The sequence below is a fragment of the Butyrivibrio sp. TB genome (assembly GCF_900110805.1).
In the GTDB taxonomy this organism is placed as follows: domain Bacteria; phylum Bacillota; class Clostridia; order Lachnospirales; family Lachnospiraceae; genus Butyrivibrio; species Butyrivibrio fibrisolvens_C.
In genome coordinates this window covers 90,153-104,809 of record NZ_FOER01000012.1, presented here as the reverse complement: position 1 = coordinate 104,809, position 14,657 = coordinate 90,153, and the positions used below count along the sequence as shown (strand labels likewise).

The window sequence follows — 14,657 nt, the reverse complement described above, 5'->3', positions numbered from 1 at the left end:
GATACTTGAAAAATAATCACAAATATGATAGTATAAACATGAGTAATGAGACCATGGAGGAAATCATTATGAGGAAATTTAAGAGTATTAAGAAAACGGTATCGGTTATTATCACTGCGCTGTTCGTGCTAGGAGCTGCAGCGTGTGGTTCAAGAAATGCAGAGATCGGAGATGCTGCATATCGTGCTGCGGGCGAGGGAGCCGGAGAGTTTTATATTGATAACAATGCTATAATCCTTTCTGGTGAGTTTAAATCTACTGAAGAAATCAATGCAGCTCTTTCTGATGCGCTGGCACTTGTAAATGCGCAAAGAGCCGCTGCAGGACTATCTGCACTTGTATGGAGTGAGGGACTTGCTGACGCAGCTGCTGTTCGTGCTCATGAGATTACAACTTTGTTCTCACATACTCGTCCTGATGGATCGAATTGGTGGACTGTAAACAGTACGCTTCAATATGGAGAGAACCTTGCAAAGCTATATCAGAGCTCGTCTTCTGTAGTAGATGCATGGATGAATTCTCCAACACACAGAGCTAATATCATGGATGGTTCCTTTGTTACAGTAGGAATGGCAATATACCAGACGGATAATGGATCCTGGTATTGGGCTCAGGAGTTCGGATACTAAAGATTAAATATATGAATATCAAAAATCTTCCTATCTGTTTTTGGGTAGGAAGATTTTTTTGTGGGCATATAAGATGAAAATGTCATTAAGGAATATCTTTTATTTGTTGGCAATTTGTTTGATGTACAAAATATCCAAAAATAAGATGACTATATCCGGATGATTAGTGCTTATTTTAAAAACATCGTGTACAATTTAATGCTTTTTTTATAATTTCGTGGAAATAACCAAAATGATATTGACTTTCAAAATCTCTAACTGTATTATAATGTTAGCTGCGGGTAACTATTTTGTTATGCGCAAAAATAAATGTTTTCCGGGTTATACATCCCGGAAATACTGAATCGAAGCTTGTTAGGATAATACTGATTCAGGAAATATAGAAAGTAAAGGAGTTTGAATGATGCCACTTACATTATTAGCACCCGGCAATGTAGCAACTGTCCGCAAAGTTGGCGGATTGGAGGATACAAGAAGATTCCTTGAAAACCTCGGTTTTACTGAAGGCGCAGAGGTAACAGCAGTGAGTACTATGGATGGCAATATGATCGTTAAGATCAGAGATGCCAGAGTAGCAATAAATATGGATATGGCCAAAAAAATAATGGTCTAAAGGAGAGGAGACTAATGAAAACATTAAGAGACGTTCAGGTTGGAGAGACAGTAACTGTTAAGAAGCTTGACGGAGCTGATTCTGCACTGAAAAGAAGAGTAATGGACATGGGGATCACAAAGGGTAGTTCTGTATACATCAGAAAGGTTGCTCCTTTAGGGGATCCTGTAGAGATCACAGTTCGTGGTTATGAGCTTTCTCTTAGAAAAGAAGATGCTCAGATAGTTGAAGTAGAATAATTATTTTTTTTTACTTGTTAAATGAAAATGATTATCAGAACAGATATCATTAAACCTGGTTGATTTTTAATTAAAATAACATATAACGTTAGAGGAGAAGATCATGGCACTTAAAATTGCACTGGCAGGTAATCCGAACTGCGGTAAAACAACTCTGTTTAATGCACTTACCGGTTCCAATCAGTATGTAGGTAACTGGCCGGGTGTTACAGTTGAGAAAAAAGAGGGTAAATTAAAGGGACAGAAGGATGTAGTAGTAACTGACCTTCCCGGTATCTATTCTCTTTCACCATATACACTCGAAGAAGTAGTATCTCGTAAGTATCTTCTGGAAGAAACTCCTGATGCTATTATAAATATGGTGGATGCGACCAATATTGAACGTAATCTGTATCTTACAACTCAGGTTGTAGAACTTGGAATCCCTGTTGTTATTGCTCTTAACATGATGGATGTTGTACGTAAGAACGGAGATAAGATTGATTCCAAGAAGCTTTCATCAGAACTTGGAGTAGAAGTAGTTGAGATATCTGCTCTTAAATCTGAAGGCCTTGATAAGCTTATATCCAAAGCTGTTGCAGCTGCTAAGTCAGGTAAGGCTACTACACCTGTTAGATTTGATGATAATACAGAAAAAGCAATTGCTGCAGCAGATACTATTCTTCCTCAGAATGCTTGCAAGTCTGAGCAGCGCAGATGGTTTGATATAAAACTTCTTGAGAAAGATTCAAAGGTTCTTGAAAAGCTCACAATTACTGATCAGAGTATGAAAGAGCTTGATAAAGTAAGAGCAGAGCTTGAAACTGCAAATGATGATGATACAGAAAGCGTTATCACAAATGCAAGATATGAAGTGATCACAGATGTTGTAAAGAAGTCTGTATCAAAGGCAAATTCAGGACTTTCAGTTTCTGATAAGATTGACAGGATCGTAACTAACAGAATTCTTGCACTTCCTATTTTTGCACTTGTTATGTTCATTGTATATTATGTATCCGTTACAACAATAGGTACAATTGTTACAGACTGGACCAATGATGTGCTTTTTGGAGATATAATTCCTCCACTTGTAGAGTCCGGACTTGATGCAATTGGTGTTGCCGGTTGGCTTAAGAGCCTTATCCTTGATGGTATTGTTGCGGGTGTTGGTGCTGTACTTGGTTTCGTACCTCAGATGCTTATCCTGTTTATATTCCTTGCATTCCTTGAGTACTGCGGATATATGGCTCGTGTAGCATTCATCATGGACAGAATCTTCCGTAAATTCGGTCTTTCAGGTAAATCCTTCATTCCTATGCTTATCGCATCAGGATGCGGAGTTCCCGGCGTAATGGCTTCTCGTACAATTGATACTGAGAAAGACCGCCGTATGACTATCATGACAACAACTTTCATCCCTTGCGGAGCTAAGCTTCCTATCATCGCTCTTATTGCAGGTGCTTTCTTTGGAAATAGCGGATGGGTAGCATGGAGTTCATACTTTATCGGAATAGCAGCTGTCATCTTTACAGGTATCGTACTTAAGAAGACTAAGGTATTTGCAGGTGATCCTGCACCATTCGTTATGGAGCTTCCTGCTTATCATATGCCTACTGTTGGAAGTATCCTTCGCAGCATGTGGGAGCGTGGTTGGTCATTCATCAAGAAGGCCGGTACAGTTATCCTACTTTCAACAATCGTTCTCTGGTTCCTTATGAACTTCGGATTCACAGAAAACGGATTTGGAATGCTTGACTTTGGCGATCTTGAAGGTGAAGCTCTGATCGTAGCACAGGAAGAATCAATTCTTGCCAAGATTGGTGGTTTCCTTGCTCCTATCTTTGCTCCTCTTGGATTTGGAACATGGCAGATGACAGTCGCTGCTGTATCTGGCCTTATCGCTAAGGAAAACGTTGTAGCAACAATCGGTATGCTCTTCGGATTTGCAGAAGTTGCAGAAGATGGTGCGGAGTACTGGGATATCATTCAGGCTCACATCGTTCCTATAGCAGCATATGCTTATCTTGTATTCAACCTTCTGTGTGCTCCTTGCTTTGCAGCTATGGGTGCTATCAAGAGAGAGATGAACAATGGTAAGTGGACAATGTTCGCAATCGGATATCAGTGCGTACTTGCTTATGTAGTAGGCCTCATCATCTATCAGATCGGCGGACTTATCATTGGACAGGTAAGCTTTGGAATTGGTACAATAGTAGCAGCAGCCCTTGTAATCGGAATGGTATATCTTCTTGTTCGTCCTAACCCATACAAGGATGCTCAGATTGAGAGCCGTAGAGCTGTTTCTGAGAACTAAGAAAGAAGTAGTTTTGATATACCCCTAAGCTTTATAGCTGTAGGAAGGAGGCACTTTGGTAGCAACAATTATAATTGCCGCTTTGATATTCGGATATTGCGCGTATCTTCTATATAATATGATCAAAGGATTTAAAAGCGGAAAGGGTAATCCGTATTCCTGCACGGGGGATTGTACATCCTGCCACGGCGGATGTCACAGTCATAAATAAGTTTATACAATAAGTATTCAAAACTTTTTCATTTGAGAGTATTTATGCATCGAATGGAAAGTTAGTATAAAAAGATTTCCGTTATCTTGTATATAAGAATCGGAAATCTTTTTTGTGCAATAAAGAAAAGCCGCGAAACCATTATGCTTGGTTTCGCGGCTTATGTATATTATAAGCAATGACCTGCGTCAAAGTCTGCGTCGTTCTCTGTGTATTTCTCATCACAGTATTTGCAGCGATATATCTCATTGGCTTCATCCGCAAGGTAGAAGATATGAGGGAGTCCCTGCTCGATAGAAGTGATGCAGCGAGGATTGTGGCATCTAAGAACCTGCTTGATCTCTTTTGGAAGAACGAGAGCTCTTTTTTCAATGATCTCTCCATCCTTTATAACATTAACAGTGATGTTATGATCGATGAAAGCAAGGATGTTAAGATCCATAGAATCGATATCGCATTCAACTTTCAGGATATCCTTACGGCCCATCTTGCCTGAGCGGGCATTCTTGATAATGGCAACTGTGCAATCAAGGCGGTTAAGACCCAGGTGATGATAGATTGACATTGCCTTACCGGCCTGAATATGATCTAGAACGAAGCCTTCGTCTATTTTACCAACATTAAGCATTGTGTATTCCTCCGTATGTATAAATCTTGATATGTGAATCAGGAACTATTTCTATACCAATTGAATTGAATCGCATTCTGTATGGATAGATAAAAGCGGTTCAATCCAATAAATCCTTGGTATCAGGATCAGAATTTTCTTAGAAGCCCATCATTGATATGAGCATCTGTCATGTTAAGAAGAGTGAGTATTAGAGCCATTCTGACATAAAGTCCATACTGAACCTGTTTGAAGTAGGCGGCTCTTGGATCATCATCAACTTCTACAGATATCTCGTTGACACGTGGAAGCGGATGGAGTACCTGCATGGTGGACTTTGCCATATCGAGCTTTTTCTTATCAAGGATATAGAAATCTTTAAGTCTTATATAGTCTTCCTCGTTGAAGAAACGCTCCTTCTGAACTCTTGTCATGTAGAGGAAGTCAAGATCAGCGATGACATCTTCAAGTTTGATCACTTCGCGGTAGGGGATATTCTTGGAATTCAGCATCTCTGTGATATAATCAGGGACTCTCAGTTCCTGAGGTGAGATGAAGATGAAGTTGATACCTTCGTATCTGGTAAGAGCATTGATAAGAGAGTGGACAGTACGACCGAACTTAAGATCGCCGCAAAGACCGATGGTGAAGTTGTTAAGACTGCCATGAAGTGATCTTATAGTAAGAAGATCTGTAAGAGTCTGAGTCGGATGCTGATGACCACCGTCACCTGCATTGATAACAGGAATAAGAGATTTGGAAGCAGCTACCATAGGAGCACCTTCTTTGGGATGACGCATAGCGCATATATCAGCGAAGCAGCTTATAACACGGATTGTATCAGCTACGCTCTCTCCCTTGGAAGCAGAAGAGTTAGAAGCATCTGCAAAACCCAATGTCTTGCCGCCGAGTCGAAGCATTGCAGTTTCAAAAGAAAGACGGGTTCTTGTACTAGGCTCATAGAAACAGGTTGCAAGAATCTTGCCATCACATTTATGTGAGTACTTGTCCATATTGCGTTCGATGTCATTGGCAACATCAAACAGGTCTTCTAATTCCTGAACAGTAAAGTCCATAGGGCTCATTAAATGACGCATTGAATTCATAATATTCCTCCATTGTATGCATAATAAAAGAGATATTTATTTTAAAAAATAAATATCCCTTCATAATTGATGTTTATTAAAATAATGATTAGAAATAACAATAAAAAATGAAAAATACAAAGCAGAAAAGAGCGGCTGCAGACACATGGGTATTGTACCGGTTGTAGACTTAGTGATGCGCATACTCTCTCCTTATTTGTAATAGTTTTATTATCTAGGGTATAATAACATGCCGGACTGATAAGTTCAACAGTTTTTTATAAGGTAGATAACGCAGATAACGTAAGGAGTGTCGTATGTTTAGCAAGTGCGAAGTTTTAGATGCTGAAAAATTACAGTTTGACTTATTCGATCATTCAATAGGATTAAAAAGGCTCGGAGCCTCAGATCCGTCTATAGGCATATGATATATGCGCATGTCATCATTGAAGGCCGTGAAGTACACATATTTGGAAGTAAGACTTATGTGAAAATATAGTCCCTGCAGAACCGGCACATCACTTGAGCCGTCAAGAGTCATGACATGAAGGGCAGGTATCAGCGCTTCCGAAACAGAATAGAAGATGTAGTTGTCATTAAGATTAAAGCAGTCCACACGATTAGAGGTAAGTTCCTCTACTCTATTGGTTGAAAGTTCCATGCGCTTTAAATGATAATTGTCCACAGCATCCATGTAATATATATACCCGTCGTGGTAGATCGGATAGAAGATATATCCGTCTGCAATCTTGGTTATCTTATCATTGTTTTGAGTATCCATCATATATAGATTATGATCATTAGTAACACCGGTAAAATAGATCTTTCCATCATAGAATCCGCAAGGATCAATGTACTCTTCGGATACTATGGACAGATTGGTCTTATCGGTTTTGATCTTGGCAAGCTGTCCGCCATCGGCTTCTTTGATCTGAAAGTATATATAATTGCCGCAAAGCTGCTGAGCAGCAGTCCTGCCGCGATACAGGCACTTCTGCTTGGTTCCGTCCGTTCTTGACTGATATACACCGTAGTACTTGACTGTAGTTCCGATACCGCTTGTAGAGTTGGACAAGTGCTGGGAATCCATATAATAATACAGATAATTGCCTGCTCCGCTTACAAAATATACGTTCATAGTAGTCAGAGGCTTAATGTCCTGTTCATCAACAGTCATACTGTAAAGACATCCGTTGTCATAATTGTTACGAAAGTAAACATGGTCGTCCAGTTCGCAGAAATACCCACCATTATAGAGATTTCCGACAGTGTTACCTGCATAGGTAGGATCGTTGTCAGGGATCATATTGATATAAAAGTAGAAAACAACTGCAGCTCCAATTATTACTGTAACAAGGATGGCAATTATAATATTTCTTATTCTACTCATAATTGCTTAATTTTCCTTTCTTGCGCCATCTATCAATACGCGGTATTATTTTTTTAACGCAAAGATAAGACTATGAAACTTATAGAATCAGTTAAAAAATCAAACTATTATACGCAGCATTAACGATATCTCTTAATAGTTATCGGCATAAAAGTGCAAGCTTATAATGTTTTAACTAAAACTTTCCACTTGTATGATGCAGTATCACCAAAGTGGAAAGTATAGATCTACGACCATATTAAAAGTAATATAAATGCATTCTGGAGGTATTAATGGATTTAAAAGATCTTAGAGCAAAGCTCGATGAAATTGACCCTAAAATTGTCGAATTGTATGAGCAGCGAATGGACATCTGCTCACAGGTTGCGGACTACAAAATAGGTACAGGCAAGAAAGTATTTGATCCTGCCAGGGAAAAAGAAAAGATAGACACAGTAAAAAGTCTTACACACAACGATTTCAACCGCACAGGAGTAGAGGAACTCTTCGAGCAGATAATGGCCATGAGCAGAAAGCTTCAGTATCAGAAGCTTACACAGGCCGGATCGCTTGGAAGACTTCCTTTTATATCCATAGATTCTATTGACAAAAAATCCTGCCGAGTAGTATTTCAGGGAGCAGAAGGCGCATATTCTCAGGCTGCCATGTTCAAGTTTTTTGGCAAAAAAGTCAACAACTTCCATGTAGATACCTTTAGAGATGCAATGATCGCTATAGAAGAAGGTGCTGCTGACTATGCAGTACTTCCAATCGAGAATTCTACAGCAGGAATAGTATCAGAGATCTATGACCTTCTGACAGAGTACGAGAACTACATAATAGGGGAGCAGATCATCAAGATAGAGCACTGCCTTATAGGTCTTCCCGGAGCTAAGATAAGTGATATAAAGACAGTGTATTCTCATGCGCAGTCCCTAATGCAAAGCAGCAAATTTCTGTCAGACCACCCTGCCTGGCAACAGATCAGCATGAAAAACAACGCCTTCGGAGTTCAGAAGATAGCAAGTGACGGTGATATCTCACAGGCTGCTATCGCAAGTGAGTATGCAGCTGAGTACTATGGTATGAATATACTAAAAAAAGGCATTAATAAATCTGATACCAATTCTACAAGATTTATAATTGTTACCAATCAGAAAGTTTTCCTCAAAAAGGCAAATAAGATCAGTATCATGCTTGAAATAGGAAATGAGGTAGGAGCTTTATATCACATCCTGTCTCATTTTCATTACAACCATGTTAACCTTTCAAGAATAGAATCCCGCCCTATTGGCGATAGAAATTGGGAATACAGGTTCTTCATCGACTTTGAAGGTAATCTTGCAGACAGCTCTGTTAAGAACGCTCTAAGAGGCCTTAGAGAAGAAGCCAAAGCCTTAAGAGTACTTGGTAATTACTGATATTTTTATAAAACACAAAGTAGATGTCAGCTTTGCTAACAGGATTACAAGAAGATAAACACACATGAATTACTTATTTTGAATAAATTATGGAGATGGTATAATGATAGAAGAACTGATCTGCTACAGGAATTTTGAAAATGACAAGCTATTGATGATGGTCTCTGAGCTTATGGACCAGACCACTCAGGGAAGTTTTGTGACTGTGAGTAGTCATGACAAAGAGCTTTTTTATAATAGTATGTCAGAACTTATAAGATTTGCCGGAGAAGGCGGATTTTATGGCAATCTGTGGCATGACTATCTTACATCACTTCTTGTTAATAATGAAAATACCTATTCGCTTGCCTGTGAGATGAAAGGCCAAGTAGATGGTACGATCAATGACATTGTCATTCATGACATGGAAGTTTTTGAAAAATTCTTCCATTACGATTTTAAGACGCTTTTGGATAACCTTGGAGACACGCAGTTCTATAAACTTTTAGATTATAAGCCTGTAGGTGAAGGCTCAAAGATATATAACAAAAGGATAAGAGACCGTATATGTATTCTTGCAAGGGATCTTAGTCTGGCAGACGGTGCAGCCGCTATGAAGGACTGCCTTACGTCGTTCTATAAAGAGTATGGAGTAGGTAAACTTGGACTTCATAAGGCATTTCGCGTGAGTCGTCATATGGATGATGAGATAGGTGACTTGTCAGATGACAGAGCATATACAAGGCCTGTACCATCATACAATAACCGTGTCACAATTGAGCCTATCAAGAATATAAGACATGTTAAGTTTGATGACCTTATAGGATATGATAATGCCAAGAATAAGCTGATAGACAACACAGAAGCTTTTCTTGCGGGACGACCTGCCAATAACTGCCTCTTATACGGCGATGCGGGAACCGGCAAATCTACATGTATCAAAGCTCTTGCCAATACCTATTTTGACAAGGGACTTCGTATCATAGAGATATACAAGCATCAGTTCAAAGACTTAAATGATGTGATAGCGATGGTCAAAGGCAGGAACTATCGCTTCATTATATATATGGATGATCTGTCATTTGAAGATTTTGAAACTGAGTACAAATACTTAAAAGCTGTAATTGAGGGCGGTCTTGAGAAAAAGCCTGAGAACGTCCTGATCTATGCTACGTCCAATAGAAGACATCTTATCAAAGAAAGCTTCAAGGATAAAAAGAGCCTGTCTGATGATGGCGATATCCATTCAAGTGACACAGTTCAGGAGAAGATATCCTTGTCGGCTAGATTTGGTGTATCTATCTATTTTGGTAAGCCAGATCCCAAGGAATTTAAGCTTATAGTAAAAGGGCTTGCTGACAGGAATGGAATAGATATGCCGGAGGAAGAGCTTCTAAGAAAGGCCGGCCAGTGGGAACTTAATCATGGAGGCTTGTCCGGAAGATGTGCGCAGCAGTTTGTGGATTATCTTCTTGGACAGAACCTGTGACCTTGAACCTTGAGCTTCAAAAGAACTTTTTAAACATGCAGTAAATTCTTTTTATAATGAAAGGATTTGTATGAGTGATACTTTTGCAGCAGTTCATGTAGGATCATATGAACTTACAATGAAGATCTTCGAAATCTCAAAAAAAAACGGGCTGAAATGTCTCGATCATATCAGACACCGCATAGATCTTGGATCGGAGACTTATGCAACGGGGACTATTTCAAGCAGACATATGCTGGAGCTTACAAGAGTATTAAAAGAGTTCTCTGAGATCATGAAAAGCTACGGCGTTACAAACGTACAGGCTTATGGAACCAGTGCTCTTAGAGAGACTCACAATATCAACATAGTCTGCGCCCAGCTAGAGCAAAGGACCGGGATCAAGGTTGATATTCTGTCCAATTCAGAACAAAGATTCCTTGATTACAAATCAATAGCGCTTCAGTCCACCAAATTCACAGAACTTATTGAAGAACCTACTGCTATCATAGATATAGGTGGAGGCTCTATTCAGGTATCTCTTTTTGATAAGGATAAACTTGTAACAACTCAGAATATGAAGCTTGGCGTACTTCGCCTTCGCCAGACACTTGAGCACCTTGCGGAAGGTAAGGACAGGTACCCTGAACTTATTGCAGAACTGGTGGATTCACAGCTTCATGTTTTGTCAAAATTCTATCTAAATGACAGAACCTACAAGAATCTGGTTATAATAGACGATTACATGTCTCCTGTTTTTCAGAAGATATCATCACCTGGCTATGACAAGGGTTTTATCACAAGCTCTGACTTTGATAAGATGCTTGAAAGATTTTCAAGGATGTCCAATGACTATATTGCCAAAGAGTTAAGTATATCAACTGAATATGTAACACTTGCTTATATATCAGGAATCCTTGTTAAAAGGATAACTGTAGCCCTTATGTCACAGCTTCTCTGGGCACCCGGCGTCACCCTGTGTGATGGTATAGCATATGAATATGCAGAAAAGAAAAAGTATATAACACCAATTCATGACTTTGAAGCCGATATCATAGCCTGCGGAATGTCTATAGCCAAGCGCTACGGCGGAAGTAAATCAAGGGCAAGGACTCTTGAATCCATCGCACTTCCTATATTTGACAAGACCAAAAAACTTCATGGACTAGGGCATAGAGAAAGACTCCTTTTGGAATTGTCTACTATACTACATGATTGTGGCAAGTATATAAGCCTTATGAACATGGGCTTTTGCTGCTATAACATAATAATGTCAACGGAGATCATAGGCCTCTCCCACAGAGAGCGCTCTATAGTGGCCAATGTAGTAAGATTCAATCATGAAGACTTTTTGTACTTTGATGATTCGCCTGACTGTTACAAGGGACTTACCAGAAAAGACTATCTGACTATAGCCAAGCTCACAGCGATCCTAAGAGTTGCCAATGCCCTCGACAGAACACACAATCATAAGTTCAAGGACGTATCGGTTACTGTCAAAGACGATGAAGTACAGATCCTGCTGGATACGACTTCTGATATTACAATAGAAAAGGGGCTTATCAACAACAGAGCCTCTTTCTTTGAAGAGATATTCGGAGTAAAGCCTGTGATCAGACAGAAGAGACTATTTTAGTATAGTTCCTTAAGTTTGTTTTTTACGAGCTTGTAACTATCAGGTTCCAAAATACATATATATCTATAAGATTACTGATTATTTATTATTTATTTTTTAAATAATACTTCATTATCAAAAAGGAGACCGTCATATGGCATCTTCATCCAAAATAGATTTTGAAGACTCTAAATATTATATAAACAGGGAACTTTCATGGATCCAGTTCAACAAAAGGTGCTTGAATGAAGCAAGAGACAAGAATACACCATTATTCGAAAGATTAAAATTCCTGTCGATCACAGCTTCTAACCTTGATGAATTTTTCATGGTCAGAGTAGCATCTTTAAAGGATATGATCCATGCGGGCTATACCAAGCCTGATATAGCAGGCTTGTCTGCAACCAGACAGCTTGAACTGGTATCAGAAGCGCTTCATGAATTTGTAGATCTTCAGTATGATACTCTTAACAGGATGCTGACACCTTTACTTGAAGAAAACAAACTCTTTATCCTAAGAAGTCACACTGAGATGACAGACAAAGAGTGCGAGTATGCAGACAGGTATTTTAGAGAGTTCGTATATCCTGTTCTGACCCCAATGGCAGTTGACTCCTCAAGACCTTTTCCTCTTATAAGGAACAAGTCTCTTAACATAGGAGCTTTGATTAAAGCCAAGAAGCAGGAATACCGTCACATGGATGAAGGCAAGAACTCTGAAGGCAAAAAAGCTGCCAAGAAAGCATATGACTTTGCCCTTGTTCAGGTTCCGGATGTCCTTCCGCGAATCCTTGAACTTCCTATAGGCGATAAGGATGAGCACAGAGTTATTCTTCTTGAGCAGATCATCCTTAGAAATATGGATATGTTGTTTTTAAATTACAATATAGAATGTGCATATACTTTCAGAGTTGAGAGAAATGCCGACTTGTCCATAGATGAGGATGAGGCAGAAGATCTTCTTAAAGAGATAGAGAAACAGGTCAAGCAGCGCCAGTGGGGCGAAGCAATAAGACTTGAAGTTGACAAGAAGATCGACAAGCGCCTTATGGACCTTATAGTTGCAGAAATGCATGTAACAGAAAATGAGATTTATAATATAGACGGACCGCTCGATCTCACCTTCCTTATGAAGATATACAAGATACAGGGCTTTGATAAGTTCAAGGAACACAGCTACCGTGAACCTCAGCCTGTACCTGAGTTTAGAAGCGATGAGAATATATTTGCCTCCATCAGGAAAAAAGATATACTGATGCATCATCCATATCAAACCTTCGACCCAGTTGTAAGGTTTATATCAGATGCAGCGCAGGATCCTAAAGTTCTTGCCATCAAGCAGACACTTTACCGTGTCAGCGGCAATTCGCCCATTATCGCAGCCCTTGCCAAGGCAGCAGACAATGGCAAACAGGTAACAGTTCTGGTAGAACTTAAGGCTCGTTTTGATGAGGAAAATAACATCGTGTGGGCCAAGATGCTGGAGCAGGCAGGATGTCACGTTATCTACGGACTAGTGGGACTTAAGACTCACTGTAAGATAACACTTGTAGTCAGAAGAGAAGATGACGGCATAAGACGTTATGTTCATCTTGCAACAGGTAACTATAATGATTCGACAGCCCGTCAGTATACTGACGTAGGCATGTTCACCTGTAAGGATTCTTATGGTGAAGATGCAACAGCGGTATTCAATATGCTGTCAGGATATAGTGAGCCTCTTGCCTGGAACCGTCTGTCGATAGCTCCTTTGTGGCTCAAGGACCGTATACTTTACATGATCGAAAGAGAAACTGAAAATGCAAAAAAGGGAGAACCTGCAAGGATCATAGCCAAGATGAATTCCATCTGTCACAAGGATGTAATAGCAGCCCTTTATAAAGCCAGTAGCGCAGGTGTTAGAATAGACCTTATAGTAAGAGGTATATGTTGCCTTCGTACCGGAATCAAAGGCGTATCAGAGAATATTACAGTAAGATCCATAGTTGGCAATTATCTGGAGCATAGCCGCATCTTTTATTTTGAAAACGCCGGAAAGCCTGAATATTATTGCTCAAGTGCCGACTGGATGCCAAGAAACCTTGAAAGAAGAGTAGAGATACTCTTCCCGGTAGAAGATCCTGATCTTCAAAAGAAGATATGGCATATCCTTGATGTGGAGCTTCGTGATACACTAAAAGCCAGCATAATGAATGAAGACGGTGAATATGTTAAGATAGACAAGAGAGGCAAGGAAGCCCTTAATTCACAGCTTGTATTTGGTAAGGAAGCATATGAGTATGCAAGTCAGGCAATGGGGGATGTTCGGGATTCAAGAGTTTTTACACCCGAGAGAAGCCCTAAGCTTAGCTGACATAAAAATAGAAAGAGATAGTAGATTTAATGGCAACAAAAATAGTTTTAGCATCAGGAAGCCCCAGAAGAAGGGAACTAATGCAGCAGGCAGGCCTTTCGTTTGAGGTAAAACCTGCTACAGGTGAAGAAATAATAACAAGTAATATACCCCAGGAGGTAGTCAAAGAACTTTCTTTTCAGAAGGCAGCAGAAATCTTTGCACAAGAGACCGGCAGCAAGGTGAAGCGAGATGAAATCATATTTTTAAGTGATAAAATACTGCAAGAGCTTTCTGTAAATGGCAATTTTGACAAAAAATCATCCGATAAGTTTGGGAATTTTTCGGAAGGAGATATTCAAAGTCCTGTTGTAATAGGCGCTGATACCGTTGTATCATATAAGCAGAAGATACTTGGTAAACCCAAAGATAAAGATGATGCACGTAATATGATATCCGGTATTCAAGGCGATAAGCATGAAGTATATACCGGAGTCACAGTTTTGTGGAAGCAGGATGACAAAGTTCATTCTCTTGTCTTTGCAGAAGAAACGCTAGTTTTTGTATATCCTATGACGGATGAACAGATTGAAGGCTATATCTCAACAGATGAGCCTTATGATAAGGCCGGCGCTTATGGAATACAAGGTATGTTCGGAGTGTATGTAAAAGGTATACACGGAGATTACAATAATGTAGTCGGACTTCCGATCGCCAGACTTTATCAGGCACTTATGAATTACAATTTAGTGTAATGTTGTGCATAATCAGGGGCGATCTGATGCCCGAAAGGAGT

The 14,657-nt window shown here is 39.6% G+C and carries 13 protein-coding genes; 10 read left to right on the top strand and 3 right to left on the bottom strand.

The window, feature by feature from the left end; all coding sequences use genetic code 11:
- Positions 1-68 precede the first annotated feature (68 nt).
- The 5 genes from BMX21_RS09760 to BMX21_RS20055 all read left to right on the top strand — a co-directional run bounded on the left by BMX21_RS09760 (position 69) and on the right by BMX21_RS20055 (position 3,985).
- The gene (locus BMX21_RS09760; protein ID WP_022753942.1) at positions 69-629 is read left to right on the top strand and encodes a CAP domain-containing protein; all 561 of its coding nucleotides are present in this window, start codon (positions 69-71) and stop codon (positions 627-629) included.
- Positions 630-1,029: 400 nt separating this feature from the next.
- Positions 1,030-1,242, top strand: a complete 213-nt coding sequence (locus BMX21_RS09755; protein WP_022753943.1) for a FeoA family protein — start codon at positions 1,030-1,032, stop codon at positions 1,240-1,242.
- Between the two features lie 14 nt (positions 1,243-1,256).
- Complete coding sequence (locus BMX21_RS09750; protein WP_022753944.1) at positions 1,257-1,481, top strand: FeoA family protein; 225 nt, start codon at positions 1,257-1,259, stop codon at positions 1,479-1,481.
- A 103-nt stretch (positions 1,482-1,584) separates the two neighbouring features.
- Positions 1,585-3,774: a ferrous iron transport protein B gene (gene feoB, locus BMX21_RS09745; RefSeq protein WP_092043831.1), complete on the top strand. Its 2,190-nt coding sequence runs from the start codon at positions 1,585-1,587 to the stop codon at positions 3,772-3,774.
- 55 nt (positions 3,775-3,829) lie between these two features.
- The gene (locus BMX21_RS20055) at positions 3,830-3,985 is read left to right on the top strand and encodes a FeoB-associated Cys-rich membrane protein (RefSeq protein WP_080651681.1); all 156 of its coding nucleotides are present in this window, start codon (positions 3,830-3,832) and stop codon (positions 3,983-3,985) included.
- A 169-nt stretch (positions 3,986-4,154) separates the two neighbouring features.
- Here the strand turns inward: BMX21_RS20055 and BMX21_RS09735 are convergent, their stop codons facing one another.
- The 3 genes from BMX21_RS09735 to BMX21_RS09725 all read right to left on the bottom strand — a co-directional run bounded on the left by BMX21_RS09735 (position 4,155) and on the right by BMX21_RS09725 (position 7,067).
- Complete coding sequence (locus tag BMX21_RS09735; RefSeq protein WP_022753946.1) at positions 4,155-4,613, bottom strand: aspartate carbamoyltransferase regulatory subunit; 459 nt, start codon at positions 4,611-4,613, stop codon at positions 4,155-4,157.
- 128 nt (positions 4,614-4,741) lie between these two features.
- Entirely contained in the window at positions 4,742-5,689 is a 948-nt protein-coding gene (gene pyrB / locus BMX21_RS09730; protein WP_034453996.1) for an aspartate carbamoyltransferase, read from the bottom strand.
- A gap of 361 nt (positions 5,690-6,050) precedes the next feature.
- The gene (locus BMX21_RS09725) at positions 6,051-7,067 is read right to left on the bottom strand and encodes a DUF5050 domain-containing protein (protein ID WP_092043829.1); all 1,017 of its coding nucleotides are present in this window, start codon (positions 7,065-7,067) and stop codon (positions 6,051-6,053) included.
- A 272-nt stretch (positions 7,068-7,339) separates the two neighbouring features.
- On the opposite strand from BMX21_RS09725, the gene pheA reads away from it, so the two are divergent.
- From pheA to BMX21_RS09700, 5 genes are all read left to right on the top strand, one after another.
- A complete protein-coding gene (pheA, locus tag BMX21_RS09720) occupies positions 7,340-8,467 on the top strand; it encodes a prephenate dehydratase (protein ID WP_092043826.1) in 1,128 nt (375 codons plus the stop codon).
- A gap of 100 nt (positions 8,468-8,567) precedes the next feature.
- A complete protein-coding gene (locus tag BMX21_RS09715) occupies positions 8,568-9,935 on the top strand; it encodes an ATP-binding protein (RefSeq protein WP_092043824.1) in 1,368 nt (455 codons plus the stop codon).
- 70 nt (positions 9,936-10,005) lie between these two features.
- Entirely contained in the window at positions 10,006-11,550 is a 1,545-nt protein-coding gene (locus tag BMX21_RS09710) for a Ppx/GppA phosphatase family protein (protein ID WP_034485105.1), read from the top strand.
- Positions 11,551-11,683: 133 nt separating this feature from the next.
- Positions 11,684-13,882: an RNA degradosome polyphosphate kinase gene (locus BMX21_RS09705; RefSeq protein ID WP_027204826.1), complete on the top strand. Its 2,199-nt coding sequence runs from the start codon at positions 11,684-11,686 to the stop codon at positions 13,880-13,882.
- Positions 13,883-13,911: 29 nt separating this feature from the next.
- Positions 13,912-14,616: a Maf family protein gene (locus BMX21_RS09700; protein WP_092043822.1), complete on the top strand. Its 705-nt coding sequence runs from the start codon at positions 13,912-13,914 to the stop codon at positions 14,614-14,616.
- The last annotated feature ends 41 nt before the right edge of the window (positions 14,617-14,657 follow it).